The sequence below is a fragment of the Tropicimonas marinistellae genome (assembly GCF_001509585.1).
GTDB classification, from domain to species: domain Bacteria; phylum Pseudomonadota; class Alphaproteobacteria; order Rhodobacterales; family Rhodobacteraceae; genus Tropicimonas; species Tropicimonas marinistellae.
The window spans coordinates 234,502-260,004 of record NZ_LNCI01000006.1 but is presented as its reverse complement, the minus strand read 5'-3'; the positions used below and the strand labels follow the sequence as shown (position 1 = coordinate 260,004).

25 protein-coding genes are annotated in these 25,503 nt (G+C 67.9%); 11 read left to right on the top strand and 14 right to left on the bottom strand.

What is annotated here, in order from left to right; translation table 11 throughout:
- The first annotated feature begins 68 nt into the window (after window positions 1-68).
- A complete protein-coding gene (locus tag ARC39_RS14525) occupies window positions 69-1,415 on the top strand; it encodes a hypothetical protein (RefSeq protein ID WP_068115536.1) in 1,347 nt (448 codons plus the stop codon).
- 386 nt (window positions 1,416-1,801) lie between these two features.
- Here the strand turns inward: ARC39_RS14525 and ARC39_RS14520 are convergent, their stop codons facing one another.
- Window positions 1,802-2,122: a DUF6280 family protein gene (locus ARC39_RS14520; RefSeq protein ID WP_068115535.1), complete on the bottom strand. Its 321-nt coding sequence runs from the start codon at window positions 2,120-2,122 to the stop codon at window positions 1,802-1,804.
- A gap of 213 nt (window positions 2,123-2,335) precedes the next feature.
- Here ARC39_RS14520 and efp point away from each other — a divergent pair, with 213 nt between their 5' ends.
- Window positions 2,336-2,899 (top strand): elongation factor P, encoded by a 564-nt coding sequence (gene efp, locus ARC39_RS14515; protein WP_068115534.1) that lies wholly within the window; start codon window positions 2,336-2,338, stop codon window positions 2,897-2,899.
- A 58-nt stretch (window positions 2,900-2,957) separates the two neighbouring features.
- Here efp and ARC39_RS14510 read toward each other — a convergent pair whose 3' ends face one another.
- Window positions 2,958-3,773, bottom strand: coding sequence for a fructosamine kinase family protein (locus ARC39_RS14510; RefSeq protein ID WP_068115533.1), 816 nt, complete (start codon window positions 3,771-3,773; stop codon window positions 2,958-2,960).
- Complete coding sequence (ygfZ, locus tag ARC39_RS14505; protein ID WP_078059274.1) at window positions 3,761-4,516, bottom strand: CAF17-like 4Fe-4S cluster assembly/insertion protein YgfZ; 756 nt, start codon at window positions 4,514-4,516, stop codon at window positions 3,761-3,763. Before ygfZ ends, ARC39_RS14510 begins: the two co-directional genes overlap by 13 nt.
- Window positions 4,517-4,585: 69 nt before the next feature.
- Between ygfZ and ARC39_RS14500 the strand changes: the two genes are divergently transcribed.
- Window positions 4,586-5,290 carry a TIGR04283 family arsenosugar biosynthesis glycosyltransferase gene (locus ARC39_RS14500; RefSeq protein ID WP_068115532.1) on the top strand — a complete coding sequence of 235 codons (705 nt, stop codon included), beginning with the start codon at window positions 4,586-4,588 and terminating at the stop codon, window positions 5,288-5,290.
- Here ARC39_RS14500 and ARC39_RS14495 read toward each other — a convergent pair.
- Both ARC39_RS14495 and ARC39_RS14490 read right to left on the bottom strand, forming a co-directional pair.
- Window positions 5,254-7,053, bottom strand: coding sequence for an ABC transporter ATP-binding protein (locus ARC39_RS14495; protein ID WP_068115531.1), 1,800 nt, complete (start codon window positions 7,051-7,053; stop codon window positions 5,254-5,256). The genes ARC39_RS14500 and ARC39_RS14495 overlap by 37 nt on opposite strands.
- Window positions 7,050-7,739 (bottom strand): tyrosine-protein phosphatase, encoded by a 690-nt coding sequence (locus ARC39_RS14490; protein ID WP_068115678.1) that lies wholly within the window; start codon window positions 7,737-7,739, stop codon window positions 7,050-7,052. The genes ARC39_RS14495 and ARC39_RS14490 overlap by 4 nt, the downstream gene beginning before the upstream one ends.
- 318 nt (window positions 7,740-8,057) lie before the next feature.
- Between ARC39_RS14490 and ARC39_RS14485 the strand changes: the two genes are divergently transcribed.
- The gene (locus ARC39_RS14485; protein WP_068115530.1) at window positions 8,058-9,254 is read left to right on the top strand and encodes a pyridoxal-phosphate-dependent aminotransferase family protein; all 1,197 of its coding nucleotides are present in this window, start codon (window positions 8,058-8,060) and stop codon (window positions 9,252-9,254) included.
- 1 nt (window position 9,255) lies between these two features.
- Here the strand turns inward: ARC39_RS14485 and ARC39_RS14480 are convergent, their stop codons facing one another.
- Window positions 9,256-9,438: a hypothetical protein gene (locus tag ARC39_RS14480; RefSeq protein WP_068115529.1), complete on the bottom strand. Its 183-nt coding sequence runs from the start codon at window positions 9,436-9,438 to the stop codon at window positions 9,256-9,258.
- An 82-nt stretch (window positions 9,439-9,520) separates the two neighbouring features.
- Entirely contained in the window at window positions 9,521-10,627 is a 1,107-nt protein-coding gene (locus tag ARC39_RS14475) for a pyridoxal phosphate-dependent aminotransferase (RefSeq protein WP_068115528.1), read from the bottom strand.
- A 97-nt stretch (window positions 10,628-10,724) separates the two neighbouring features.
- Here ARC39_RS14475 and ARC39_RS14470 point away from each other — a divergent pair, with 97 nt between their 5' ends.
- The 4 genes from ARC39_RS14470 (at window position 10,725) to ARC39_RS14455 (ending at window position 14,846) form a co-directional block, all read left to right on the top strand.
- Entirely contained in the window at window positions 10,725-11,501 is a 777-nt protein-coding gene (locus tag ARC39_RS14470) for an alpha/beta fold hydrolase (RefSeq protein ID WP_068115527.1), read from the top strand.
- Window positions 11,498-12,475: an alpha/beta hydrolase gene (locus ARC39_RS14465; protein ID WP_068115526.1), complete on the top strand. Its 978-nt coding sequence runs from the start codon at window positions 11,498-11,500 to the stop codon at window positions 12,473-12,475. Before ARC39_RS14470 ends, ARC39_RS14465 begins: the two co-directional genes overlap by 4 nt.
- Before the next feature lie 139 nt (window positions 12,476-12,614).
- On the top strand, window positions 12,615-13,322 hold the full coding sequence (locus tag ARC39_RS14460; protein WP_068115677.1) for an alpha/beta fold hydrolase: 708 nt from the start codon (window positions 12,615-12,617) through the stop codon (window positions 13,320-13,322).
- A gap of 72 nt (window positions 13,323-13,394) precedes the next feature.
- Window positions 13,395-14,846 (top strand): aldehyde dehydrogenase family protein, encoded by a 1,452-nt coding sequence (locus tag ARC39_RS14455; RefSeq protein ID WP_068115525.1) that lies wholly within the window; start codon window positions 13,395-13,397, stop codon window positions 14,844-14,846.
- Between the two features lie 125 nt (window positions 14,847-14,971).
- On the opposite strand, the gene ARC39_RS14450 is transcribed toward ARC39_RS14455, so the two are convergent.
- On the bottom strand, window positions 14,972-15,958 hold the full coding sequence (locus tag ARC39_RS14450) for an aldo/keto reductase (protein WP_068115524.1): 987 nt from the start codon (window positions 15,956-15,958) through the stop codon (window positions 14,972-14,974).
- Between the two features lie 47 nt (window positions 15,959-16,005).
- On the opposite strand from ARC39_RS14450, the gene ARC39_RS14445 reads away from it, so the two are divergent.
- Complete coding sequence (locus ARC39_RS14445; protein ID WP_068115523.1) at window positions 16,006-16,746, top strand: glucose 1-dehydrogenase; 741 nt, start codon at window positions 16,006-16,008, stop codon at window positions 16,744-16,746.
- A 30-nt stretch (window positions 16,747-16,776) separates the two neighbouring features.
- On the top strand, window positions 16,777-17,769 hold the full coding sequence (locus ARC39_RS14440) for a P1 family peptidase (RefSeq protein ID WP_068115522.1): 993 nt from the start codon (window positions 16,777-16,779) through the stop codon (window positions 17,767-17,769).
- Window positions 17,770-18,102: 333 nt separating this feature from the next.
- Here ARC39_RS14440 and ARC39_RS14435 read toward each other — a convergent pair whose 3' ends face one another.
- A complete protein-coding gene (locus ARC39_RS14435) occupies window positions 18,103-18,912 on the bottom strand; it encodes a hormone-sensitive lipase (RefSeq protein WP_068115521.1) in 810 nt (269 codons plus the stop codon).
- Between the two features lie 110 nt (window positions 18,913-19,022).
- On the opposite strand from ARC39_RS14435, the gene ARC39_RS14430 reads away from it, so the two are divergent.
- Window positions 19,023-19,226, top strand: coding sequence for a hypothetical protein (locus tag ARC39_RS14430; RefSeq protein ID WP_068115520.1), 204 nt, complete (start codon window positions 19,023-19,025; stop codon window positions 19,224-19,226).
- A gap of 748 nt (window positions 19,227-19,974) precedes the next feature.
- On the opposite strand, the gene ARC39_RS14425 is transcribed toward ARC39_RS14430, so the two are convergent.
- Genes ARC39_RS14425 through mreC form a run of 5 tightly spaced genes read right to left on the bottom strand, consistent with a single transcriptional unit; the run spans window position 19,975 to window position 25,441 of the window.
- Complete coding sequence (locus ARC39_RS14425; protein ID WP_068115519.1) at window positions 19,975-20,910, bottom strand: 2-hydroxyacid dehydrogenase; 936 nt, start codon at window positions 20,908-20,910, stop codon at window positions 19,975-19,977.
- Window positions 20,907-22,055 carry a rod shape-determining protein RodA gene (rodA, locus tag ARC39_RS14420; protein WP_068115518.1) on the bottom strand — a complete coding sequence of 383 codons (1,149 nt, stop codon included), beginning with the start codon at window positions 22,053-22,055 and terminating at the stop codon, window positions 20,907-20,909. The genes ARC39_RS14425 and rodA overlap by 4 nt, the downstream gene beginning before the upstream one ends.
- The gene (gene mrdA, locus ARC39_RS14415) at window positions 22,052-23,971 is read right to left on the bottom strand and encodes a penicillin-binding protein 2 (RefSeq protein ID WP_068115517.1); all 1,920 of its coding nucleotides are present in this window, start codon (window positions 23,969-23,971) and stop codon (window positions 22,052-22,054) included. Before mrdA ends, rodA begins: the two co-directional genes overlap by 4 nt.
- Window positions 23,968-24,507: a hypothetical protein gene (locus ARC39_RS14410; RefSeq protein ID WP_068115516.1), complete on the bottom strand. Its 540-nt coding sequence runs from the start codon at window positions 24,505-24,507 to the stop codon at window positions 23,968-23,970. Before ARC39_RS14410 ends, mrdA begins: the two co-directional genes overlap by 4 nt.
- A complete protein-coding gene (gene mreC, locus ARC39_RS14405) occupies window positions 24,500-25,441 on the bottom strand; it encodes a rod shape-determining protein MreC (protein ID WP_068115515.1) in 942 nt (313 codons plus the stop codon). The genes ARC39_RS14410 and mreC overlap by 8 nt, the downstream gene beginning before the upstream one ends.
- Window positions 25,442-25,503: the final 62 nt, after the last annotated feature.

Here is a 25,503-nt window from a genome sequence, read left to right as displayed (position 1 = left end):
GCACGGCCATGTTGTACTCCGATGGCCCTCGCGGAGGCCGTCGGGCGAAACTAAGGGCGGGAGATCTGATGTCGGAACCAGTTGCCAACGCAGAAATCGAAGATGTTCTGCTGTCCATCCGACGGCTCGTTCAGGGCGATTCCGCGGATGGCCCTGCCGAGCCGCGATCAACGGGCGCGCCGGACGACGAGCCGGACGTGGGCGACGATCTCGATTTTTCCGACGACGCAACCTACGACGAGACCGATTTCGGTGAAGAGGACGAGCCCGGTTTCGGGGGCGATCCGGAGTTGGAAACGCCCGACGCCGAGGTGCCCGCAGCGGAGGTGCCCACAGCGGCGGTCCCGCGCGAGGAGGATCCTGTCCCCGTTGCGAAAGCGAAACCGAGTAGTGAGCCCGCGCTTATTCTGACCCCGTCGCTGCGTGTTGGGGAGGAAGCCGAGTTTTCCGACGATGCGCCAGCGCACGATGCCTTGGACGAGGCCCCGGGAGAAACCGAGGCGGACCGGTGGTTCGCGGACGCGGCGAGCGACAGCGGACGGTTGGACGCCGACGACCCCGATGAGGACGCGCCGCGCATGCCGGAAGCTGCGCCGGCCGAGGCGCTGGCGGCGCCCGATACGGATGCGCCGGCCGAGGATGGCGTCACGGATGCGGCCGACACCGCGAATGCCACGCCGGAAGTTCCGAGTTTCGTGCGCGCAGCCGTCGAGAACCGGCGCAGAGCGATGGAAGCGGAGCGCCCCGGCTTTTCTTTTGCGGCGCCAGATACGCGTGAGGACACGCCGTTCGCAGCGGAGAGCGCGGCGGACGACGATGCGGACGTCGACGAGACTCCGGTCTTCGTGCGGAAGGTCCCGCGCGCCGGGTTCAGATTCGGCGGTGACGCCGAGTCCGGTGACCATCTCCAGGATGTTCCGGCAGACAGCGAGGCGGCCCTTGTGGCGCCCGACGAAGATGAACCCGATGCTTCGGTAGATGATGCCGACGTCGCCGCGCAGGCGGACGCAGACAGCCACCACGCTGCGAACGTCGTGGCAATGCCCGAGGAACTCCCGGTACCAGACAGGGACGTGCAATCGCCGGAGGAAGCGGTCGACGATGCCGGCACCGGCGAACCCATGTTTCGGCATATCTCGGCGGAGGCCCGGCTTGCCGGGTTGGGCGAGAACATGCACGTGCCAGACGGGCAGCGGGACGACGGCTCGCTTGAAAGCGACCACCCCTCCCCAACGGGAGAAAACCTGTTCATTGAAGACGGCGCGCAGATTGACATGGCGCAACTCACCGAGTTGGTGTCGGAATGCGTTCACCGGGAGCTGCAGGGCGAGCTGGGCGAACGTATCACGCGGAACGTCCGGAAGCTCGTGCGCAGGGAAATCCATCGCGCGCTTTCCATGCGGGACTACGACTAGAGCGTTTCACCCTAACCTCGAACCACCATGCTCTGACTCAGATCGGGGCATTGAACCCGTTTGGCGACACGCGATCTCATGCGTGGAACGCGAAACGTTTCAGCGGCGCTGCAACGGCCGCGTCACATCTCGCCCGATTTCCATGATGTCACAAGGGGCAGGACGTTGCCCGGGGTGGGCCGTCGAGCTGCGTCCGGTCGCCGTGGCGCAGGCGTGCCGTGGTGACCTGAGCGAGCCTGTCGTGCGTCTAAAGGGCTGTTGTCGCCCACGCTCCGACCGGCAATGAGCCCATCGCACAAGATGAACACGAAAAAGGGTGCGCCGGAACTGCGCACCCTTTTTCGTCTGCTACGTGCCGGCCCGCCAATAGCGGACAGGCTGCCTTGTCAGGCTGCTTCTGCGTGTTCCGCGGCCTGGCGGCGCTCGCTTTCTTCACGGGACAGTGCAACGGAGGTCCGCACGCCGTTCGACACGAACTGCATGAGCCCCGACACAACGCGCTCGTTGGGGTCGATGCCTGCGCAACTCAGTACTTCGCGCCCGTCGCGCGATCGCGCCCAGCGGGCGATTTGTTCGGGACCATTGCCGTATTTCTTGTCATCGGCGATGGCGTCATCAAGCGCGGCCAAAACGACAGCGGCAAAGAGCTTGCGCGCTCTCTGACCCTGTTCGTAGTTGAAAGCCGTGCCGTCAACGAAATCAGTCATCTCGTCGTCCTTTTATTCTTGCTCTTGTCTTTTCGGCATGCCGCCGAATATGACGTTTTTGCGGCGATTCGGTATTTCCGTTTCGGAATGGCTCATATGCAGAATGTGCATAGCTTTCGCATCTGCCGGGCCATATCTCGTCGGCTTGTCAGCCTTCGATCACCAAGATATAGAGACCGGCAAAATTGGTTCAAGCGCCGCAAGGTTCACTTCATGCCGAAAATCAACGGAAACGAAATCCGCCCCGGAAACGTTCTGGAGCACAACGATGGGCTCTGGGCTGCCGTGAAAGTGGACCACGTGAAGCCCGGCAAGGGCGGCGCCTTCGCGCAGGTCGAACTGCGCAATCTGCGCAACGGCTCGAAGCTGAACGAGCGCTTCCGCAGCGCCGACAAGGTGGAGCGTGTGCGCCTGGAACAGAAGGACCAGCAGTTCCTCTACGAGAACGACGGGATGCTCGTCTTCATGGACAACGATACATTCGAGCAGATCGAACTCCCGTCCGAGATCCTCGGCGAGCGGCGTCCGTTCCTGCAGGACGGGATGACGATCCAGATCGAGTATTACGAGCACGAGGCACTGAACGCGACGCTGCCGCAGAAGGTCACCTGCAAGGTCGTGGAGACCGAACCGGTGGTGAAGGGGCAGACCGCGGCCAATTCCTTCAAGCCGGCGCTGCTCGACAATGGCGTCAAGGTCATGGTGCCGCCCTTCGTGGGGCAGGACGAGGATATCGTCGTCAACACCGAGACGATGGAATACGCCGAACGCGCCTGAGCGCGGTTCACAGTACAGCGAAACCATGCGGGCCGCCGGTTGGCGGCCCGATGTCGTTTCAGCTTCGCGCGGCGTTCAGACACCGTTCCACCAGCCCGCGATACCCCGCGCCGAAGAGGCGCATGTGCACGAGCGCCGGCCAGAGCTGATAGATCGGGCGGCGCGCTTCGATCCCCGGCTCCGTCGCCCCGTAACCCTCGGAAAAGCCCCGGCCGGGCTGGCCGAACAGGTGCAGCATGGCGAGGTCGACCTCGGCGTGCCCGAAGTAACAGGCCGGGTCGATGAAATGCGCCGCGTCGCCGGGGCCGAAGAGCGCGTTTCCGGTCCACAGGTCGCCATGCAGCAGCGCCGGCCGCGGATGACGCGGCAGCAATTCCGGCAGGCGCCCTGCGAGCCGGTCCACGCGTGTGGCGATGTCTCCGGGCAGCCCCTCCGCCGTCGGCACCAGCCGTCGCTCGGCCCAGAAGGATGGCCAGTCGGGGCAGGGGGCGTTCGGGATCGTCACCGTGCCGAAGGCGTAGGACTCCGCCCACCCGTAACCGGCCCCGCGAAATGCGTGCAAACGCCTGAGACCTGCGCCCAACGCCTGCCACGCGCCGCGCGTCGCCTGCGTCTCTGACAGCGCCTCCAGGAAAAGGACGTCGCCGTCGCAGCCAAGCACCTCCGGCGCCGGCGCGCCCGCGTCGCGCATGACGGAGAGCATGCGCGCCTCCCGGGCAACCAACGGGCCGAGTTTGGCGACGACGCGGCTCCCGTCCGCCCAGGTGAGCAGAAGGACTTCCGACAAGTCGCCCCCGTGCAGGGCGCGTGCCTGTGCCGGGGCCGTTCCGAACCGCGCGGCTGCGGCTGCGGTGGCACGCTCTAGTGGTCCCATGTCACCTTTGCGTCACCGGCCTGCATCGGCCCGCTGGCGCGGTCGAAGCGCAGGTACGCCAGGCCGCGCCCCCGGGATTGCGTGAACAGGCGGCCGGCGGGTTTGCCGTCCGCGAGGATCTCCGTTCCCACGGGTGCCTCGCCCTCCACCGAGACAGCCACCAGCCCCTTGCGCAGTTCGGTCTTGTGTTTCATCCGCGCGGTGACTTCCTGGCCCACATAGCAACCCTTTCGGAAGTCCACTCCGTTCAGGCGCTCGAACCCCATTTCGAGGATGTAGCTATCGTTCGGGACAAGCTCGACGTCCGTTTCGGGGACACAGGCCGACACGCGGAGCGCATCCCAGTCGGTCTCCGGCGCTGTGCCGGTCCCCTCGGAATGGAGGCGCCAACCGAGGGAGGCATGCCGGGGGTCGGCAAATGCGCCCTCCGGCACCGGGCCAAGCCCGCGCTGTACCTTGAGATCCGTCGCCGTGATCGTCACGTTGGCCCGCAGCCGGTACATGTTCAGGCGCTTGACCAGATCTGCGGCCAGCGGTTCGGCCACGTCGAGCAGGATGCGCGCGCCATCCGGGATCAGGAAGAAATCCGCGAGGTACTTCCCCTGCGCGGACAACAATGCAGTGTAGACAGCCCCATCCGCCAGGCGCTCCACATCGCTGGTCACGAGCCCTTGCAGAAAATGCACGCGGTCGTCACCGCCGATGGCCAGCACGCTGCGTCCGTTTGCCTGTTCTCCCGCCATGCGAGTCTCCCATTCCGTTCGGACTACATATAGGGGAGGGTGAGCCGACCCGACAGCCCAGCAAGAGCCATGCCCGCCCCCGTTTCCGTTGTCATCCCCACACTCGATGCAGAGCCCGCCCTGAAGGAGATGCTGCCCGGTGTCTTCGACGGCGTCGCGGCAGGGCTGGTGCGGGAGGTGATCGTAACCGACGGCGGCTCCACCGACGACACCGAAGCGCTGGCAGAGGCGGTCGGCGCGCGCTTCATACCCGGTCCGGCCGGGCGAGGGGGGCAGTTGCGGCGTGGCTGTGCGGCCGCGCGCGGCGCGTGGTTGCTGATCCTGCACGCCGACACGCATCTGCCACCCGGGTGGGTCGAGAACGTCCGCGCCGCGATGGCGTCGCCGGATCTGGCGCATGCGTTCCGGCTGTCTTTCCGTGCCAGCGGTGCGGCGCCGCGGATCGTCGCCGGCTGGGCGAACCTGCGGAGCCGGCTCTTCCGTCTGCCCTACGGCGATCAGGGGCTTCTGCTGACACGGGGGCGCTACGAGGCCGCCGGAGGGTTTCCGGAAATACCGCTGATGGAGGACGTGGCGCTGGCCCGCGCGCTCGGCAGGGGCATTCGGTTGATGCCGGCCAATGTCTCCACCTCGGCGGCGCGATACGAGGCCGAGGGCTGGCTGCGACGAGGGTCACGCAACCTCAGCAATCTTGTGCGGTACCGGTGTGGTGCCCCGCCGGAGCAATTGGCCCGTCGCTACGCGTCCGAAGACGAGTCCGCTTCGTTGAACTGAAGGCGGTAGAGGTCGGCATAGGCGCCGTTACGCTGCAGCAACTCGTCGTGCGTCCCTTCCTCGACGACCCTGCCGGCCTCCATGACGACGATCTTGTCGGCATTTCGGACGGTGGAGAGGCGGTGTGCGATGACGAGCGTCGTGCGCCCTTCGGAGAGACGTTCCAGCGCCGCCTGGACGATTGCCTCCGATTGGGCGTCAAGCGCCGAGGTCGCCTCGTCCAGCAGCAGGATCGGTGTGTCGCGCAGCAGCGCGCGGGCGATGGCGACCCGCTGCCGCTGGCCGCCAGAGAGCGCGGAGCCGCGGGGGCCGGCCGGGCTATCGAGCCCCTCGGACAGGGCGTCGATGAAATCGGAGATATGGGCGGCGTCCATGATCTCGCGCAGCCGTTCCGGGGAAACGTCGGTACGGTCGAGCAGGATATTCTCCCGCACGGATTCGTCGAACAGAAGCGCGTCCTGCGTGACCATGGAGAACTGGCCGCGCAGATCCGCAAGGTCGAACCGACGGATATCCGTGCCGCTCATGGTCACGAGGCCGTCGTCGGTTTCCACCAACCGCGTCAGGACGTTGAACACCGTCGACTTGCCCGCACCCGACAGGCCAACCAGCGCCGTGGTCTCGCCCGCCCGGGCGGTGAAGGTTGTCCCGCGCAGAACCGGCAGGTCTCCGTAGGCGAGTTCGACGCCCTCGAGGCGGATGTCGCCCTGTGCCTCCGGCAGCCGGACCGGGTTCGGCGCGTGCTGCAGGCGCGGACGGGTGTCGAACAGGCCTTTCAGCCGGTGCAGGCTGACGGCGGTCGCCTGCCACACCCCGCTCACGCCGCCGATCCGCCGGATCGGTTCGAAGGCCAGTGCCATGGCAGCGAAGAAGCTCATGAACTCGCCCAGCGTCTTCTCGCCGGCCATGATCTCGCCGCCGCCATAGAGGAGCACGCCGAGAAATCCGATGCCGCTCATGATGTCGATCATCGCCGGAATCAGCGCCTTGCCGAAACTGGCGCGGGTTTCCGTCTCGATCTGCCTGTCGGCAAGGTCGCGGAACCGCCCGGCCTGATAGGCCTCCAGCGCATTCAGCTTGATCGGGGTAATGCCGTGAAAGATCTCGTCGAGCCGCGTGCTCATCTTGCCGGAATTGATCCGGTTGCGCAGCGATACCTGCCGCACGAAGCGCTGCACGAAGAGCGACGGCGCCACCAGGAGCGGCACGCCGATGAGCGCGATCAGCGTCCAGCGCCAGTCGATCCAGAGCACGACCGCCAGAAGTGAGACAAGCGACATCACATCGCGCCCGACCCCGGTGATGATGACATTGGCGACGTTTCGGATGGAGCCGCTGTCGCCGCGGATCCGGTCCATCAGGTATCCGGGCGGATTCGCCTGGTGGAACAGCGTGTCGAGTGTCATCACGTGTTGCAGCAGGCGCGTCTGAAGGTCGAAGGTGATCTTGGCGGATGCGCGGGTGATCAGCACCCGTTGCGAGACGTTGGCAATCGCCCGCACGATGAAGATACCCATGATGACGGTGCCGACCCAGACCATCGCGTCGCGGTTGCCGCCGACGAAGACCTCGTCGAACATCGGCTTCATCATGTAGCTCATCAGCCCCAGCATGGAGCCTTCGATCGACATGAGAAGGCCGGCAATCAGGATCACCAGCCAGTGCTGGCGCATGTATCCCCGCCAGAGCCAGCCGAAGAGCTTGCGCTGTTCGCCCCAGCCGAGGTCGTCGACGTTCTCGATTTCGGCGCGCCGCTTGCTCATCGCCGGCCCGCCCGTTTCTCGGCGAAGCTCGCCGCCGCGGCCTTGTGGTCGTATTCGGTTTCGAACCACGTCTCTAGGTCGATCGGGTCTTCGGCGTTGCGGGCTTCGTACATGTCGAAGATGTGGTCGACGATCCCCGTCGCCGTCCAGTCGGTATGGATGTAGCGAAGCGAGAGGTGCCGGCGCGCCTCTTCGAGCGGGGCGCCCTCGATGACGGCCTTGTAGAGCACCGCGGCAAACCCGGCGCGGTCGGCGCCCGACTTGCAATGCATCACGAAGGGCTTTTCCATGCCACGCATGGTTTCGATCAGGTTGAGGATCTCGTGCCGCTTCGCGGGCTTGCGCGCATAGATCTTGGCGACCTGCAGATCGATGCCCAGATCGTCGCAGGCCTCCTTCTCGAAAAGCCACGGGCTGCGCCCGTCTTCGCCGCGCAGGTTCAGGATGCTGCGGATGCCCATTTCCTTGTATCTGACCAATCGTTCCGGCCCCGGATGGTTGGAACGATAGACGCCGTCGGCCACCTTGTCGAAGTTCGTCCACCAAAGGCGAAGGAATGCGTGGTCGAAGAGCTGAAAATGCCACCAGGCGCGGCGCCGGTTCTCGGGCGTCGCGATGTCCCCACCCACGGATTTCCGCAGCCGGCGTTCGAGGTTCTCGAACCAGGTCTCAAGACGCGTGAACATGTGGCTGACAGCCCCCGGGGTGCGCGCGCCGAAAGAAATGGCGCCGCGGGGACTTAGCGCGAATCCGCGCGGCAGGGCAAGTCGCGGCGGCGACGGGCCGTAGCCGGGGCCGCCGCGCTGCGCCGGGGCGGCGCCCCCCACGGGCTGCCGGAGGGGGGCTGTCTGCCCCCCGCGCGGCCGGTGCCGCGCCCCCCCGAGGATATTTCGCGACAGAAGAACGCGGGCGCGAATTCGCGTCGCTGAAACGGTCGGCAAGCATTGACCGTGTGGCGGGGGCGGCCTATGGCCGGGTGTCTGGAGTTTTTTGCGAGATTTCCCATGACCTTGTCGCGCGGCAGCCATTACCTGGCCATTCCCGGCCCCTCCGTCATGCCGGATGCCGTCTTGCGGGCGATGCATCGGCCGGCACCGAATATCTACACCGGCGAACTGGTCGACATGGTCGATACGATCCTTCCCGACCTGCGGCGCGTGGCTGGCACCGAGGGCGAGGTTGCGATCTACATCAGCAATGGTCACGGGGCCTGGGAGGCCGCCCTGACCAACGTGTTCAGCCGCGGCGACCGGGTGCTTGCGCTGGCGACGGGCCGATTCACCCATGGCTGGGCGGACATGGCCGAGCGGCTCGGGATCCGCGTCGACCGCATGGATTTCGGACGGCAGGCGGCAATCGACCCTGCGGCGGTGGAAGCGGCGCTCGCCGCCGACACCGACCGCGCGATCAAGGCGGTGATCTGCGTGCAGGTGGATACCGCCAGCTCCGTCCGCAATGACATTCCGGCCCTTCGCGCGGCGATCGACCGGGCCGGTCATCCGGCCTTGCTGTTGGTGGATTGCATTGCCTGCCTTGCCGTCGACGCGTTCCGCATGGATGCCTGGGGCGTGGACGTGATGGTCAGCGCCAGCCAGAAGGGGCTGATGACACCGCCCGGCCTTGGGTTCGTCTTCTTCAACGAACGCGCGGAGGCGGCGCGCGAACATGCGGATCTGGTGACGGGGTACTGGGACTGGCGCCCGCGCGCCAACCCGGACGTCTTCTACCAGCACTTCTGCGGCACGGCGCCGACGCATCACCTCTACGGCCTGCGCGCGGCGCTCGACCTGATCAACGAGGAGGGGATCGAGGCCGTGTGGGCCCGCCACGCGGCGCTGGCACATGCGGTCTGGGCGGCGTTCGACGCCTGGGGGGCCGGTGGGCCGCTGGCGCTGAATATCGCCGATCCGGCCTGCCGCAGCCACGCTGTGACCACCGTTCGCGCGGGCAAAGAAAACGGGACGCGCCTGCGCGACTGGGTCTCGGCGCATGCCGGCGTGACGCTGGGCATCGGCCTCGGGATGGCGACGGAGGAGGATCCGGCCTCGGACGGGGCGTTTCGCGTGGGTCACATGGGCCATGTGAATGCGCAGATGGTGATGGGTGCGCTCGGGGCAATCGATGCCGGTCTCAAGGCGCTCGGCATCCCGCACGGGCCGGGAGCGCTCGAAGCGGCATCCGAGGTGCTGAGCCGCGCATGACTCAGGCGCCGCGCCGCGCCGCCAGCCGTGCGATCAGGTGGTTGAGGCCGGCGGCGGTGAGCAGGACCGCGCCCCAGCCAAGGATCAGCCGAAGCGCCAGCAGCAGGCAGAACAGGTTGATCCCCGCGCTCACCAGCGCAGCCGTGGTGTAATCCGGCGCGCGCCCCATGGAATGGCGTTTCATCTCCGCTCTCCGCCGCTGATCAGGCTGGCCGGATTATAGCCCGCCACCGTCGGCTTGGCTGTGACAATCCCGCGAGGGCGTGTCAGCGGGCGGATTTCAGCGCTTCGGGGAGGGCCGTGGCAAAACGGTCCAGGTCGGCGTCGGGGCCACAGGAGACGCGAATGCAACGGTCCTGCGGCGCGACGAAGGGCATGCGGACGAAGACATCGCGCGCGAGCAGCCCGTCGAGCACGGAGGCGGCGAAGGCACCGTCGCGGCCGCAATCCATGGCCACGAAGTTCGTCGCCGAGGGCAGGGCGGCAAGGCCGTTTTCGGCCGCGATTTCCGCTAGCCGGTCGCGCGCGCCGGCGACGCGGGCGATGGTTTCGGCCAGGTGCGCGGTGTCGGCGAGGCTCGCCAGGGCGGCCGCCTGCGAGAGCCGACTCATGCCGAAGTGGTTGCGCACCTTGTTGAAGGCCGAGATCAGCTCCGGGTGACCGATGGCATAGCCCACGCGCATGCCCGCGAGCCCATGCGCCTTGGAAAAGGTGCGCATGCGGATGACGTGTGGCGTATCGGTGTCGATCGGCGGCGCCGTGCCGGCGGGCGCGAATTCAACGTAGGCTTCGTCGAGGATCAGCAGGCAGCCGTCAGGCACCCCGGCAATCATCTCCGCGATGCTCTCCGCGCCGTGCCAGGTGCCCATCGGATTGTCCGGGTTGGCAAGGTAGATTAGCTTCGCGCCGGTTTCGCGGGCCCGCTCGAGCAGGGCCTGAGGGTCCTCGCGATCGTCGCGGTAGGGGACGCCGTGCAGGTGCCCGCCGTAGCCCGCGACGTGGTAGTTGAACGTCGGGTAGGCGCCGTGGGACGTCACCACCGCATCGCCAGGCGCCACGAAGAGCCGCACGAGATAGCCCAGCAGCCCGTCGATTCCCTCCCCGACCATGATCGTCCCGGGCGCGACGCCAAGGCGGGCGGCAATCGCGTGGCGCAGCTCGTGGCTCTCCGGATCGCCGTATTTCCAGGCCTCGGCGGCCGCGGATTCCATCGCTGCAATCGCCCGTGGGGAGGGGCCGAAGACCAGCTCGTTGGCCCCGAGGCGGGCGGCGAAGGGGCGGCCCCGGCGGCGCTCCTGTGCCTCCGGGCCGACGAAGGGAACGGAAGCGGGAAGGCGGGTTGCGAGATCGGTGAACCGGGGGCGTCGTGTCATGGCCCCAATAAGGCGCAGCATCCCCGCAACGGCAAGGCTTGCGGCGTGTCGGCAAGCGGGTAGTCTGGCGCCCGAAACGACGGCGCGGGGAGGGACCATGAGCGCGAGTGAACCAGAGTACCTGACGACCGGCCAGGGGCGTCGACTGGCCTACCGGCGTACCGAGGGGGCGGGGCCCACGGTCGTTTTCCTCCACGGGCTGCGCTCCGACATGGAAGGGACGAAGGCGCTGCACCTTGAAGATTGGGCCAGGCGTGCCGGGCGCGGCTTCCTGCGGTTCGATTGTTCGGGCCACGGGCTGAGCGAGGGCGCTTTCGAGGCCGGGTGCATCGGCGCGTGGGCCGAGGACGCAGCCGCCGTCCTGACCGAGTTGACCTCCGGGCCGCTGGTGCTCGTCGGCTCGTCCATGGGTGGCTGGCTGGCGCTGCTGATGGCGCGCGTCCTGCCGGAACGGCTCGCCGGGCTCGTCACCATCGCCGCCGCGCCCGATTTCACCGAAGACGGGTTCTGGGCCAATTTCACCGATGCCCAGAAGGCCGATATGGTGGCCACCGGGATGGTGGCGCTGCCGTCCGACTACGGTGATCCGCTGATCGTCACGCGCCGGATGATCGAGGATGGCCGTAACCAGCTGGTGCTGCGAAAGCCGCTGGCGCTGCCGTTCCCGACGCGCTTCCTGCAGGGCACCGCCGACGCGGATGTGGACATGTCGGTCGCGCTGCGCCTGCTCGATCACGCGGCCGGTCCGGATGTGCGGCTGACGCTGGTCAAGGGGGCGGACCACCGGTTTTCCGAACCCGGCAACCTCGATGCCATCGTGGTCGCGGTCGAGGAGGTCTCCTCCGCCGCGGCGGCCGCCGGCGCGGCCGCATGAGGGTGTTCCTCGTCGCGCTCCTTGTGCTTGTGGCGGGGCTGGCGGCGATCCTGCTTTGGGGGCCGCGCGAACCGGTGGATGCCGAGATCGGTTTCGATCCGCAGATCCTGCCCGCCGACGCGGCCGAGCTCGATGGCTGGCTGGCCACGCGGGAGGCGGAGGTGCCAAACCTGCGCCCCGACGATGCCAAGCAGATCCGCTGGAACGGCGCGCCGGGGGCGCGCACGCCGCTTGCGATCGTCTACCTTCATGGCTTTTCGGCGTCGCAGGCCGAGATCCGCCCGGTGCCGGACAATGTGGCCGCCGCGCTCGGCGCGAACCTCTATTTCGCGCGCCTCTCCGGCCATGGCCGCGACGGGCCGGCGATGGCGGAACCGGCCGCCGGCGACTGGATCGCGGACACTGCCGAGGCACTCGCCATCGGGCGGCGCATCGGGGAGCGGGTGCTGGTCATCTCCACCTCCACGGGCGGCACCCTCGCGGCGCTGGCCGCCGTGGACCCCTCGCTGTCGGAGGATCTGGCGGGCATGGTCTTCGTCTCCCCGAATTTCCGGATCGCCAATCCGCTCGCCGGGCTCCTGACGCTGCCCTATGCCCGCCACTGGATGCCCCTCGCCCAGGGGGCGGAGCGTGGTTTCGATCCCCTGAACGACGATCACGCGGCGCATTGGACCACCCGGTACCCGTCGGTCGCCGCGGTTCCGCTGGCCGCGCTCGTCGCCCATGTCGGAGCGCTGGACTATGCGCAAGCGGAGGTTCCGGCGCTTTTTGTCTATTCCCGCGCCGACCAGATCGTTGCCGCGGAGGCGACCGATGCGGTCCATGACACCTGGGGCGGGCCGGTGGCGCGCGAACTGATCGAGCCCGACGGTACCGGAGACCCGGCCAATCACCTGATCGCGGGCGACATCCTCAGCCCTGGCCGGACCGAACGGGTCAGCCAGCGCATCATCGACTGGGCCTCGGCCCTCTGAGCGGCGCGCGCACCTGCGGACCGCGCCGGTGGCGGCTTCCCGCCGGCGGGGCTTTTGGCCCGGGTGCCGCCGGCCTATGGTGGCGCTACCGCGGCCGGCCAACCGGCTGACGGTCTCAACTCCAGAGGACCAGGATGGAATGAACGAACCGCTGGTGTTCCTGCCCGGCATGATGTGCGATGCGCGCCTCTTCTGGCCGCATCTTCTCTCCCTCGGCACCGATCGCGCGGTGACCTTCGCGCCGCTCTCGACCGCATCCTCCATCGGGGCGATGGCCTCCGCCGTTCTTGACGCGGCACCGCGGCGGTTTGCGCCTGTCGGACATGGGCTCGGCGGAATGGTGGCCATGGAAATCCTGAGCCGCGCGCCCGAACGCGTCACGCGGGTCGTGCTGATGGGCACCACGCCGCAACCCGAAACGCCGCCCATGGCGGCCGAACGGGAGCCACGGATCATCGCCGCGCGGACCGGCCGCGTGAGCGAAGCCATGCAGGCGGAGGTTCCGCCGGGCTCCCTTGCGCCGGGGCCGGGGCGGATGAAGGTGCAATCGCTGATCGCCGAGATGGCCGAGGCGCTGGGTCCGGAGGTCTTCGTTGCGCAGACCCGCGCGCTGCAACGCCGGCCGGACCAGCAGAAGACGCTGCGAACGACGAAAATCCCGGCGCTGGTCCTGTGCGGCGAGCACGACACGCTCTACCCGGTGAAACGGCATGAATTCATGGCAGAGCTGATCCCGGTCGCGAAACTGCGCGTGATCGCCGGGGCAGGGCACCTGCCGACGCTGGAACAACCGGAGGCCACCGCGGAGGCGCTGGCGGGTTGGCTGGCAGAACCATTGCCGGCGTGACGGCTGTCGTGACGGTATCGCTTGCCCACGGCGCCCAGCGTGGCAGAGTGGCGCCGATTCAGGGAGGTGACGATGAACGAGATGACCACCGGATGGTTCGACAGCCGCGAGATGCTGATTGGCGGCAAGTGGCAGGCTGCGGCCCGGACCTTGCCGCTGGAAGATCCCTCCACCGGATCGGAGATCGGCGAGATCGCGCGCGGTGGCGCGGACGAGATCGATGCCGCCGTCGCCGCCGCGCAATCGGCGCTCGCGGGCGAATGGGGCCGCACCACGGCGGTGGAACGCGGCCGCATCCTGACGCGGATCGGGCAGCTTGTGCTGGAGCGCGTGGAAGACCTCGCGCGGCTTGAGGCGCAGGACGTGGGAAAACCGCTGACGCAGGCCCGCAACGATGCCATCGCGCTCGCCCGCTACATGGAGTTTTACGGCGGCGCCGCCGACAAGGTGATGGGCGAAACCATCCCCTATCAGGATGGCTACACCGTCTACACCCTGCGGGAACCGCACGGGGTGACGGGCCATATCGTGCCCTGGAACTACCCGATGCAGATCATCGGCCGCTCGGTCGGCGGCGCCCTTGCGATGGGCAATGCCGCCGTCCTGAAACCCGCCGAGGAGGCCTGCCTGACCGCGCTCGCCTTCGCGCGGCTCGCCGAGGAAGCGGGCCTGCCGGCCGGCGCGCTCAACGTCGTGCCGGGCTTGGGCGAGGAGGCGGGCGCAGCGCTCGCCGGGCATCCGGGGGTGGACCATGTGTCCTTCACCGGCTCCTACCCGGTGGGGCAACTCATCCAGAAAGCCGCGGCGGAAAACGTCGTTCCGGTCACGCTGGAACTGGGCGGCAAATCCCCGCAGCTCGTCTTCGCCGATGCGGATCTGGACGCCGCATTGCCATTCCTCGTGAATGCCGGGATCCAGAACGCCGGGCAGACCTGCTCCGCCTCTTCGCGAATCCTGATCCAGCGCAGCCGCTATCAGGAGGTCGCGGAGCGCATGGCGGAGCGGTACGGCGCGCTCCGTGTCGGCCCGGCGATGTCGGATCTTGAGGTTGGCCCGCTCATCTCGGCCGCACAGAAGCGAATCGTGGAAGGATATCTGCGCCTTGGCGCGGATCTGGACTGCGTCGCCACGGGCCGGATCGTGGAGGAGGCGCCGGACGGCGGGCACTACGTTGCACCGCATTTGCTGTCGGGCGCGCGCCCCGGCCACCGGCTGGAGCAGGAGGAAATCTTTGGCCCGGCGCAGGTGCTCGTACCCTTCGATGACGAAGACGAGGCCGTTGCGATTGCCAATGGCACCGGGCTCGGCCTCGTGGCGGCGGTCTGGAGCGAGAACGGCGGTCGCCAGATGCGGCTGGCCCGTCGCCTGCGCGCCGGGCAGGTCTTCGTCAACAATTACGGCGCCGGTGGCGGGGTGGAACTGCCCTTCGGCGGGGTGGGGAAGTCCGGGCACGGACGGGAAAAGGGCTTCGAGGCGCTCTATTCCTTCTCCCAGCTCAAGACGGTGGCGGCGCACCACGGCTGACGCGGCATCGCCGCGCGCGATAGCCGAGGAACCGCCTCGGCCCCTCGCTACGGCCCACCCCGAAATATCCGCCGTGATCGAGGCGGACACTCAAGCTCCACGACGTCGCCTCTCCGAGGCGCGCCTCACCGCGCGCGCGGCGGCCCTTCCGGCGGGCGATTGATCAGGGCCTCGATCTCTTGCATCACCTCCGCCGGCAGCGCGCCGAATTCCAGCGCGCGCGCGTTTTCTTCGGCCTGCGTGACTGTCCGGAAGCCCGGTATGGGGCAGGTATTCGCACTCCGCGCCCAGATCCAGCCGAGCGCACCCTGCGCAACCGTGCGGCCACCGGAGCAGAGCAGGTCGCGCACTGCGTCGAGCATCGCGAGCACCTCGGGCACGACCTGCCCGGCCTGGAAATACTCCATCCAGTCAAGCGCATTGGTGCGGATGTCGGAGGGTTGAAGCGTTGTTTCGGCGGTGTATTTGCCGGAGAAGACGCCCATGGCGAGGGGCATCCTGTTCACCGACAGCAGCCCGTGGCGCTCCGCCGCCGCCAGAACCGCGCTGGCCGGAACCCAGAGGTTCATTGTGTGCTGGACCGCTGCAAAATCCGGTCGCTCGGCGTAGGCGTCGACAGAGGACGGAAAATCCGTGCTCCAGCCGTAGGCGCCGATCTTCCCGGCCTGCCGCGCCGCCTCCATCGCGTCGAAGAGCGGCGCGGCCTCCTCGGCCGGCATCTCGTTGAGATGCAGGAACACCATATCCACGTGGTCGCGGCCAAGGCGTCGCAGGCAACCGTCGATCTCGCGCTCCGCCTCCGCGCGCGTGGAGATCGTTCCCTTGACTTGTCGTGAGTCTGGATCGAAGACCACACCAATCTTGGTGGAGACCTTGACCTGATCGCGCCCGGCCAGCGCCTGCCCGAGCACCTTCTCCGAATGGCCGGCGCCGTAGACAGATGCCGTGTCGAAATACGTGACGCCGCAGTCGATCGCGGCGTGAATGGCACGGGTGGATTCCGCGTCGTCCACCTCGCCCCATCCCAGCGGCGTCTCTCCCTCCCAGAGAGGTCCGCCGATTGCCCAGCATCCGAGGCCGAGTCGCGGATTGTGGTTGAGATCGAGCGTCATGGGGTGTCTCCTGCAAGCGTTCGGTGGAGACACTAGGGAGAAGTCTCATGAGATTGGAAGGAAAATCGGCCATCATCACGGGCGGTGGTTCGGGGTTCGGCGCGGGTATCGCCCGGAAGTTCGCCGCCGAGGGCGCGCGTGTCATGATCGCCGACATCAATATCGACAACGCGAGGAAAGTCGCGGAAGAGGTTGGTGGCATTGCACAATTCACCGACGTGGCGTTCTCCGGCAGCGTCGAGGAAATGGTCCAGGCCGCGACGTCGGCCTTCGGTCAGGTCGACATCCTGATCAACAACGCCGGCATCACCCACACGCCAAAGCCAATGGAGGAGGTCACCGAGGCCGAGTTCGACAAGGTGCTTGCGGTCAATGCCAAGTCCGTCTTCCTGACCGCGCTGCATCTCGTCCCGCACATGAAGGCCAACGGCGCCGGGGCGATCCTGAACGTCGCCTCGACGGCGGGGCTGTCGCCGCGGCCCAATCTCAACTGGTACAATGCCTCCAAGGGCTGGATGATCACCGCGACCCGCGCCATGGCGGTGGAGCTGGCGCCCCACGGCGTGCGGGTGAACGCGCTGGCCCCGGTGGCGGGCGAGACACCGCTGCTGGCGTCGTTCATGGGCGAGGACACCCCGGAAATGCGGGCGAAATTCCTCGCAACGATTCCGATCGGCCGTTTCTCGACCCCCGAAGACATGGGCAATGCCGCCTGCTACCTGTGTTCCGACGAGGCCAGCATGATTACCGGCAGCGTGCTGAAGGTGGACGGCGGACGCTGCATCTGACACCGCCGCGCGGAACGAAGGAGACGTCCAATGCGCCCCGGCGCGCGAAACCTGATCACCGATGTGCCGGGCCTGCGGGTCGGCAATGCGAGCGACACGCGGGTCAAATCCGGTGTCACCGTCCTGCTGGGCGATGCCCCCTTCACCGCGGCCGTTCACGTGATGGGCGGTGCGCCCGGCACCCGCGAGACAGACCTGCTCGCCCCCGACAAGGTAGTCCAGGAGGTGGACGCGCTGGTGCTCTCCGGCGGCTCGGCCTTCGGGCTCGATGCCGCCTCCGGCGTGGCGGACGGGCTCCGGGCGGCGGGCCGGGGCTTTGCCGTGGGCGACCAGCGCGTGCCCATCGTGCCCGGCGCGATCCTGTTCGACCTGCTGAACGGCGGCGACAAGGACTGGCGCGAGAATCCCTACAAGTCGCTGGGACGGCAGGCGCTCACAGCCGCTGCCACGGAGTTCGAGCTTGGCACCCGCGGCGCCGGCACCGGCGCCACGACGCGTCGCCTCAAGGGCGGGCTGGGATCGGCCTCGCTGGTGCTGGACTGCGGCATCGCGGTCGGCGCGCTCGTCGCGGTCAATGCCCTCGGGGATGTCGTCGGAGACGGCCCGGAATTCTGGGCCGGACCGTGGGAATTCGGCCGCGAGTTCGGCGGGCTCGGTCCCGTCCGCTCCCACGACCCGGGCGCCGAGCCGACGCTCAAGCAAGGCCAGGCGACGACGATTGCCATCGTGGCGACCGACGCCGCGCTGACGCAGGCGCAGGCGAAACGCGTGGCCACGGCGGCCCACGACGGCATGGCGCGCGCGATTCTGCCCTCCCACACGCTCTACGACGGCGACCTCGTGTTCGCCGCCGCCACCGGGGCACAGGCACTGCCGGACGAGGTGCTGACGCCCATGGCGATCGGCCACGCGGCCGCCATCTGCCTCGCCCGGGCCATCGCCCGCGGCGTCTGGTCTGCCGAGCCGGCCGATGCCGACCCGGTCCCCTGCTGGCAATCCGAGTTCGGCGCCGGGGGCGCGTGAGGCTGCCCGTTCCCGGCGCGGCGCCGCAGGGCGTTGCGCGGCCACGACCCCTCGAGAAGGTATCTCGACGACCCGACCACGGTGACGGGCTCCCGCCCCTTCTACCGCATCGAAGATGCGGACACGAAGGGTTGGGCGTGGCCGCGCGCATGCGCGCGCGGTGTCGGGCGCGACGGCCGGTTCCCTCACCCATGCGGATGCCCTTGCGGTGGGCGCCGTCCGGATGTGCCGCGTCGATCCGGGGCGGTCAGCCCCGCGCCGCGCCAGCGGCGCCCGGCCCCAAGGGCCCGAGGTGCGCCAGCACCGAGGGCCGAGGGGAAGCCGCCGGTCGCGTCACTCCGCCGCCATGGTGATGGCGGCCTGCACCATCCTGCTCTCCGGGTCCGCCAACGCGTCGATGATGTCGAAGTGGTGCCGATCCGGCGTGATCGTCAGGTCGGCCTTGATCCAGGCATCCGCCAGCCGCAGCGCTTGATCCACGAAACTCGGCCGCTCCGCACCGCCCACCTCGACCTGCACGGCGCAATCCGGCTCCGGGTACCGGATCGGGCTCTCGCGCTCCGCCTCGGCGGCATCGATGCGCAGGTGTTCGTTCATCGGCAGCATGATCAGCGGGTTCAGGTCGGCGAGCGGTGAAATCGGCATCACACCCCGGATCCGCGCTCGCAGGTCCGCAGGCACGTCCACGTCCGGGCAGACCATGCGCAGCGCCAGATGGCCGCCGGCCGAATGCCCGCCGATCACGAGCGGTCCTTCCACCTCGGCGCCGATGACCGGCAGCGACCGGGCAATGGCCCGCGTGATCTCGCCGATGTGGACCTCCGGTGCCAGCGGGTAGGAGGGCATGGCAACGGCCCAGCCATTGCCCAGGAACCCGGCCGCCAGATGCGACCAGTCCTTGCGCCCGCTGATGCGCCAGAAGCCACCATGCAGAAAAATGAACAGTCCGGCGGGGTCATTGGCAGAATCCGGCAGGAAAAGATCGTATTTTTCGCGGTCCCCGGCGCCATAGGCGCGATCCAGCTGCTGCCGGGCCGCCGGATGGCGGCTGCGAAACGCCTGCGCCGCAGCGGCCCAGCGGTCGAAATAGAGGTGCCCGTCCGGGATGAAATCGGCGTTGTCATAGGAGGTTGGGTCGATCATCGTGCTTTGGCCTCTCTCGCTCGCCTTCCACCTCAATTAATCATGCCGGCAGGCGAGCGCCAGAGGGCAGCGGGATGCACCTGCCCTGATCGACACCGTGGAGAGGCGCCGTGCGCCCCATCGGCATTCTGGCCGGCAGGGCGGGCAGCCACGGGCGTCTCACCGGTCCCGCCGTCGCGCCGCGCCACCGATATCGGCAAGAACGCTCCATGATGCTCGCCGCGCGGTTGCCGGAGACAAAGACAGATGCCGGGAGCGAAGCGGCTCCCGCCGTCGACCCGCTGATCGACGGCAATGCCGTGCCCGGGGTTTGAGCACACGTCGCGGATGCGGTGGTCAAAGGCGGCAAGGTCGGCGCGATTACCGGGCTCACTCGCACCGGGGTCGTGCCGTTCGGCGGGGGGACGGATCTGGCTTGGGTCGCAACGGCAACCCCACGGGATCGAGGCGTTCCCGGAGATGAAACCCGCGTGGCGGTCTGAACCGCGCCGCGCGCATTGCTCGGCCAAGACCTCGCCGCGCGCACAGCCTATCACGGCCCATGCATGCCCCACGGCAGCGCGTCTTCCCGTCGCTTTCAAGTCGGCGCGGGGTAGGGCCGTCAGACCGCGGCGCACCACCGGGCCACCCGGTCGGGCAGGCGGTTCGCCTCGGGCAATGCAACGCCCGGGCGTCTTCCGGGGCCTCGCAGTTCACGTTCCAACAATCATACCGCCGGTTTCCGCCGCGCGGGCGGGCGACATGCGCTGCGCTGTTCGGGGTGTTGGAGCCACATGGATTCGACCCGAAACTCAGGCTCCCTGTTGGCCCCATCTCACCGCGCGCTGCGCCCCGTGCGGGGTGGTCCCGTCCAACCGCCACGCACCACCGGGCCACCCGGTCGGGCAGGCGGTCCGCCTCGGACAATGCGACGCCCGGGTGTCTTCCGGGGAACACCGGCAAACGCCTCTGCCAATCAAGAGGAAGGTCGCCGCCGCCCCCGGCGACACACGCCTTGTCGCCCGGGCCACAGGCGGGAGCAACGGCTTGCGGGTCCACGGGAAACCGTCGCCGCTTTTGCCCTCAATACCCGCGCGCGCGGTCCACGAGGTGGAGGAAGGGCTCACCGGCCTCGCCGCGCCGGACGTTCTCGACGATCACCTCGCTCGCGGTGTCGGGGCGCGTCTCCGAGGCGATATGCGGCGTGACGGTCACGCGCGGATGCGCCCAGTAGGGGTGGTCGCGCGGCAGCGGTTCGGTTCGGAACACGTCCAGCGTGGCATGTCCCACATGGCCGCTGTCCAAAGCCGCGAGCAGGGCTGCGTCGTCGATCAACTGGCCGCGGCCGGGATTAAGGATTACCGCGCCTTTCGGAAGCTGGTCGATATGGGCGGCATGCAGCAGGTCTTCGGTGCCGGGGGTGAGCGGCAGCAGCAGGATCAGGATCTGGGCGCGGGCGAGTGCCTGTTCCAGCCCGGCCGGCCCGGACAGGCATGTCACGCCCTCGACCTTGCGCCGGGTCCGGCTCCAGCCGGTCACCGGGAAGCCCAGGTTCGCCAAAGCCTGCGCACAGGCTGCGCCGAGCGCGCCGAGCCCCAGGATCGTGACCGGGCGGTGACGCGCCAGCGGCGGCACGTGCCGGTTCCATTCCCCGTCCTGGTGGGCCAGCACGTGATCGATGTTCAGGTGGTGGCGGAGCGTGTGGCCCGTCACCCATTCGACCATGCCCTCGGTCAGCCCGCTGTCGACCATGCGCGCCAGCGGAACCCGAAGCGTCGGGTTGCCGACGACATGCTCGACCCCCGCCCAGAGGCTCAGCACCGCCTTCAGCCGCGTGTAGGGCGTGAAATCCTGCACCGTCGAATTCGGCGCATAGACGATGTAATCCACCGTCTCCGGCGGGCCGGCCTGTGGCGACAGCTCAGCCTCTATCCCCGCCGCGGCAAGCGAGTGGATCAAATGGCCCTCGTATTCGTGCCAGGACTCCTCGGAGGCGGCGAACAGGAGTCTCGGTGTCATGAGCGGTCCCTCGGGCGGTGAACATGGGCCGATTGCACGAGCCCGAAAGCCGCCAGCAGCACCAGCATCGCGGACCCGCCGTAGCTGACGAGCGGCAACGGCACGCCGACGACCGGCGCCATGCCCATCACCATCGACATGTTGACCGCGAAGAAGAGGAAGAAGGTGGCGGCGATCCCGATCGTCATCAGCGAGGCGAAACGGTCCTTGTTGGTCATCGCCGAGGCAAGGCAGAAGACGATGATCAGCGCGTAGAGCATCAGCAGCGAGGAGGCGCCGGCAAAGCCGAATTCCTCCGCCAGCGTGGTGAAGATGAAATCCGTGTGCTTTTCCGGCAGGAAGTTCAGCCGCGATTGCGTGCCCTGCATGAACCCGCGCCCGGTCATGCCGCCGGAGCCGAGGGCGATCTTCGACTGGGTGATGTGGTAGCCCGCGCCCAGCGGGTCGGTATCGGGGTCGAGGAACGTGTCGATCCGGCGAAACTGGTAGTCCTTGATGAGCTGCCACTCCGTGCCGCGCGATTTCAGAACCGCGGTCACCAGCCCCACGCCCGCTGCGATGACGGCCGCGAAATAGGCCCAGTGGACGCCGGCCGCGAACATCACGATGCCGCCGCCCGCAACCAGCAGGATGGCCGTTCCCAGGTCAGGTTGCTTGAGCACGAGGAACGTGGGCAGCAGGATGATGACGACCGGCACCAGCACCCAGAAGATATGGCTGACCTTCCGGATGTCGAGCCAGTTGTAATAGGCGGCGAGGAACATCACGAGGGTGATCTTCATCACTTCGGAGGGCTGCAGGCGCATGAACCCGAGGTCGATCCAGCGCTGTGCGCCCATCCCCGTCGTCCCGAAAAGCTCGACCGCCACCAGCAGCAGCACCGAGCCCGCATAAGCCACCGCCGCCAGGTTGCGCCAGATATAGACCGGCACCATGGCGATTACGAACATACCCGCCATCCCGATGGCAAACCGCTTCATCTGCGGTTCGGCCCAGGGGTGCAGCGAGCCGCCGGCCACCGAGTAGAGCATCAGGAAACCGATGGAGGCCACCGCCGTCAGCAACAGCACGAGAGCCCAGTTCAGATGCAGGATCTTGCGCAGACCGGTGGGCACGGTCTGGACGCGATACTCCAGATAGCTCATGCGCGGTCGCTCCGCCCGGGCGTATTGCCCTCGCGGCGCAGCGGCATCGAGTCCCACTTCTCCGCGATCTTGTCGCGTTCGCCGGAGGGGAAGATGTCGAGCGGCGGCAGGTCGCCATGCAGGGCGCGGGCGACGATGTCGCGCGCCACGGGCGCGGCCGCCGACGAGCCGCCGCCGCCGTGTTCCACCACCACCGACACCGCGATCTGCGGATTGTCATAGGGCGCGAAGCAGACGAAGAGCGCATGGTCGCGCTGCTCCCAGGGCACCGCCTTGTTGTCGACAACGACGGAACGGACCTGGCTCGTGCCGGTCTTGCCGGCAAGCTTCAACTCCTCCGGCAGCAGGCGCGAGCGATAGGCGGTGCCGCGCCGCGAATTCGACACCGAGTACATTGCCTTGCGCACCTGCCGGAGCGTCGTCGGGCTGATGCCGAGCGGCCCATCGGTCAGCACCGGCTGTTCGACCGCGTCGATGGACTTGATGAGACGTGGGCGAATGCCCTCTCCGGTGGCCACCCGTGCCGTCATCACCGCCAGGTGCAGCGGCGAGGCGAGCACGAAGCCCTGGCCGATGGAGGCGTTGAGGCTGTCGCCCACCCGCCAGCTCTCGCCGTAGCTCGCCTGTTTCCAGGCCTTCGTTGGGGCAATCCCCTCCGCCACGGCCGACATCGGCAGGTCGTGCTTCACCCCGATGCCGAGCTTGCGCGCCATTTCCGAGATCTTGTCGATCCCGACCCGCTCGGCCAGTTCGTAGTAATAGACGTCGCAGGAGCGCATCAGGCTGTCGTGCAGGTCGATCCAGCCGTGCCCGCCGCGCTTCCAGCAATGGAACCGGCGACTGCCGAGTTGCTTGTAGCCCGGGCAATAGATCGTCTCGCCCGCGGTCACGACCCCGGCCTCGTGGGCGGCGAGCGCGGTGACGATCTTGAATGTGGAGCCCGGCGGGTAGGTGCCCTGCACCGATTTGTCGGCAAGCGGGCGGTGGTCGTCCTCGGTCAATCGGCGGTAATCCTTTACCGAAATGCCGCGCACGAAAAGGTTGGGGTCGAAGGACGGGGCAGAGGCGATGGCCAGCACGTCGCCGGTGCGTACATCCATCACGACGGAGGCGGCGCTTTCGCCCACAAGCCGCGCCTGCACGAAATTCTGCAACCCGTGGTCGAGCGTCAGTTGCAGGTCGGCCCCTTTCTTGCCTTCCTGCCGCGACAACTCCCGCATCACGCGCCCGCCAGCGTTGACCTCGATCCGCTTCGTGCCGGCAGAGCCGCGCAATACGTCCTCGCGCTTGGCTTCCAGCCCCACCTTGCCGATCTGGAACTTCGGGATCTGCAACAGCGGGTCGGGGTTCTCCAGCTTCGAAAGGTCGTAGTCGGATACCGGGCCGACATAGCCGACGACATGGGCGAAATCATCTGTCAGCGGATAGTGCCGGGTCAGCCCGACCTCCGGTGTCACGCCGGGCAGGGCAGGGGCGTTCACCGCCACCTCGGCCACGTCCTCCCAGGCAAGCTGGTCGGCGATGGTGACGGGCACGAAGGGGCTGCGCCGGCGCACCTCGCGCATCGCGCGTTCCACGTCGGCATCGCTCAGCGGTACGAGTTCACGCAGTTTCGCGAAGGTGAGGTCCAGGTCGCCCGCATCCTCGCGCACGATGACGATGCGGTAGTTCTGGGTATTCTCGGCAATCGGCGTGCCGGTCCGGTCGAAGATGAGCCCGCGCGCAGGCGGGATCAGGCGGATATTGATCCGGTTTTCCTCGGCCAGCAGGCGGAATTCCTCCGCCTGGTCGACCTGCATGTATCGCATCCGGCCGGCCAACAGGCCCATGAAGCCGACCATCGAGCCGCCAAGGACCAATCCGCGTCGTGTGATCCGGCGGGCGCTTTCCTCTGTGTCCTTCGGTGGGCGTCTCACAGGCGGTTCCCCAGGGCGTCGGTTTCGTTCGGGTCGGCGGAGGTGACCCCAAGCCCATAATGCGACAGGGCGACCACCAAAGGATAGACCCCCGCGGTAAACAAAGCGCGCAGTAGTGCAAGGCCAAGCGGCGGCCGGTCGGTGACGACGATCGTGAGCGCGATCTGGTTCAGTCCGACAAGCGCCAGCAGGACCACCCCGACCAGCATCCATTCCACCGTGAACGGGATCTTCCGGGACGTGCCGTTGCGGCTGCGGAGTATTTCGGAGCCGATCACAACCAGCGCCGCGCCAAGGCCGGGCGGGCGTTGCAGGAGCAGGTCGAGGAACAGGAACAACAGGGCAAGGAGCCAAACCGGTACGTAGCTCGGCCGCCGCACCACCCAGGCAAACGTGAGCGCCAGCGTCAGGTCTGGTCCGGGAAGCTGGCCCGAAGCCGGCCCCAGCGGAAGCAGCTGGAGAAACGCCAGGAACAGCACCAGCGCCGTAAAGACGAGGCGATAGGCCCAGGCGCGGGTGGTCGCCGGATCAACCATCGCCGGGCTCCGTCTCGCCGGGCGACGGGGCAGGGGACGGCACGCTTTCCGCCGCGACGTCGGGCGTGGGCTGCGGCGGGACGATCAGCCCGCCGGTGTCCGTCAGCACCTCCCCCTCGTGGCTGCGGAGCACGCGCAGGAATTCCAGCCGTTGATAATCGGCGGCGAGCCACACCCGGTACCGCCCGTCGGTTCCAAGGGCGAGTTGGCCCACCGGCAACCCGGACGGGAACACGCCGCCGTCGCCCGAACTGACGACCCGGTCGCCCGGCTTCACCGTGTCGAGATTCTCCAGGAAGTCCATCGTCGGAGCCGAGCTATTGTCGCCGGCCAGAATCGCCCGCTGGCCGGAGGGCTGGATTGTCACCGGCAGGCGGCTCGCGGCGTCGGTCAGCAGGATGACCCGCGCGGTGTTCTCGCCGACGCCGGAGATGCGCCCGACCAGCCCCAGCCCGTCCATCGTCGCCCAGCCGTCGCGAATTCCGTCCCGCGCGCCCACGTTGAGCAGCACGGATTGCCGAAACGGCGATCCCGAATCGGCGATCACGAGGCCGGAGACAGAGGTCAGCTTCGGGTCGAGCCGCACGTTGTTGAGCGCCAGCAGCTTGGCGTTCTGCTGTTCCAGCTGGACCGCGGCTTCCTTCCACGCCTTCATCTGCTGCAATTCCCGGCGCAGGTCTTGATTTTGCTGGTAAATCCGCTGGTAGGATTGGAAATCCTCGATCATGCCGGTGAAATGGGCCAGCGGCACCGAGGCCCACTCGAACCCCGGCACCACCTTGTCGATCAGGTTGGCGCGGAACCGCTCCACCCGCGGGCTGTCGATCCGCCACAGCAGGAAGACGCCCAGGCACACCAAAAGCAACGCCCCGACGAGAATGCGCCGGACCGGGCGGACATAGTCGACATCTGTGCCGTTTCGCTGTCTTGCCACGCGGCCTCACGTTTCACCGCCCCGCCGGAGCAGCGCGACTGTCTGGAGCGCCGGGCGGGGCT

Excerpts from the sequence above, each read along its gene's own strand:
- ARC39_RS14525 (WP_068115536.1), top strand. The coding sequence starts at position 69 with ATGTCGGAACCAGTTGCCAACGCAGAAATCGAAGATGTTCTGCTGTCC.
- ARC39_RS14520 (WP_068115535.1), bottom strand. The coding sequence starts at position 2,122 with ATGACTGATTTCGTTGACGGCACGGCTTTCAACTACGAACAGGGTCAG.
- efp (WP_068115534.1), top strand. The coding sequence starts at position 2,336 with ATGCCGAAAATCAACGGAAACGAAATCCGCCCCGGAAACGTTCTGGAG.
- ARC39_RS14510 (WP_068115533.1), bottom strand. The coding sequence starts at position 3,773 with ATGGGACCACTAGAGCGTGCCACCGCAGCCGCAGCCGCGCGGTTCGGA.
- ygfZ (WP_078059274.1), bottom strand. The coding sequence starts at position 4,516 with ATGGCGGGAGAACAGGCAAACGGACGCAGCGTGCTGGCCATCGGCGGT.
- ARC39_RS14500 (WP_068115532.1), top strand. The coding sequence starts at position 4,586 with ATGCCCGCCCCCGTTTCCGTTGTCATCCCCACACTCGATGCAGAGCCC.
- ARC39_RS14495 (WP_068115531.1), bottom strand. The coding sequence starts at position 7,053 with ATGAGCAAGCGGCGCGCCGAAATCGAGAACGTCGACGACCTCGGCTGG.
- ARC39_RS14490 (WP_068115678.1), bottom strand. The coding sequence starts at position 7,739 with ATGTTCACGCGTCTTGAGACCTGGTTCGAGAACCTCGAACGCCGGCTG.
- ARC39_RS14485 (WP_068115530.1), top strand. The coding sequence starts at position 8,058 with ATGACCTTGTCGCGCGGCAGCCATTACCTGGCCATTCCCGGCCCCTCC.
- ARC39_RS14480 (WP_068115529.1), bottom strand. The coding sequence starts at position 9,438 with ATGAAACGCCATTCCATGGGGCGCGCGCCGGATTACACCACGGCTGCG.
- ARC39_RS14475 (WP_068115528.1), bottom strand. The coding sequence starts at position 10,627 with ATGACACGACGCCCCCGGTTCACCGATCTCGCAACCCGCCTTCCCGCT.
- ARC39_RS14470 (WP_068115527.1), top strand. The coding sequence starts at position 10,725 with ATGAGCGCGAGTGAACCAGAGTACCTGACGACCGGCCAGGGGCGTCGA.
- ARC39_RS14465 (WP_068115526.1), top strand. The coding sequence starts at position 11,498 with ATGAGGGTGTTCCTCGTCGCGCTCCTTGTGCTTGTGGCGGGGCTGGCG.
- ARC39_RS14460 (WP_068115677.1), top strand. The coding sequence starts at position 12,615 with ATGAACGAACCGCTGGTGTTCCTGCCCGGCATGATGTGCGATGCGCGC.
- ARC39_RS14455 (WP_068115525.1), top strand. The coding sequence starts at position 13,395 with ATGAACGAGATGACCACCGGATGGTTCGACAGCCGCGAGATGCTGATT.
- ARC39_RS14450 (WP_068115524.1), bottom strand. The coding sequence starts at position 15,958 with ATGACGCTCGATCTCAACCACAATCCGCGACTCGGCCTCGGATGCTGG.
- ARC39_RS14445 (WP_068115523.1), top strand. The coding sequence starts at position 16,006 with ATGAGATTGGAAGGAAAATCGGCCATCATCACGGGCGGTGGTTCGGGG.
- ARC39_RS14440 (WP_068115522.1), top strand. The coding sequence starts at position 16,777 with ATGCGCCCCGGCGCGCGAAACCTGATCACCGATGTGCCGGGCCTGCGG.
- ARC39_RS14435 (WP_068115521.1), bottom strand. The coding sequence starts at position 18,912 with ATGATCGACCCAACCTCCTATGACAACGCCGATTTCATCCCGGACGGG.
- ARC39_RS14425 (WP_068115519.1), bottom strand. The coding sequence starts at position 20,910 with ATGACACCGAGACTCCTGTTCGCCGCCTCCGAGGAGTCCTGGCACGAA.
- rodA (WP_068115518.1), bottom strand. The coding sequence starts at position 22,055 with ATGAGCTATCTGGAGTATCGCGTCCAGACCGTGCCCACCGGTCTGCGC.
- ARC39_RS14410 (WP_068115516.1), bottom strand. The coding sequence starts at position 24,507 with ATGGTTGATCCGGCGACCACCCGCGCCTGGGCCTATCGCCTCGTCTTT.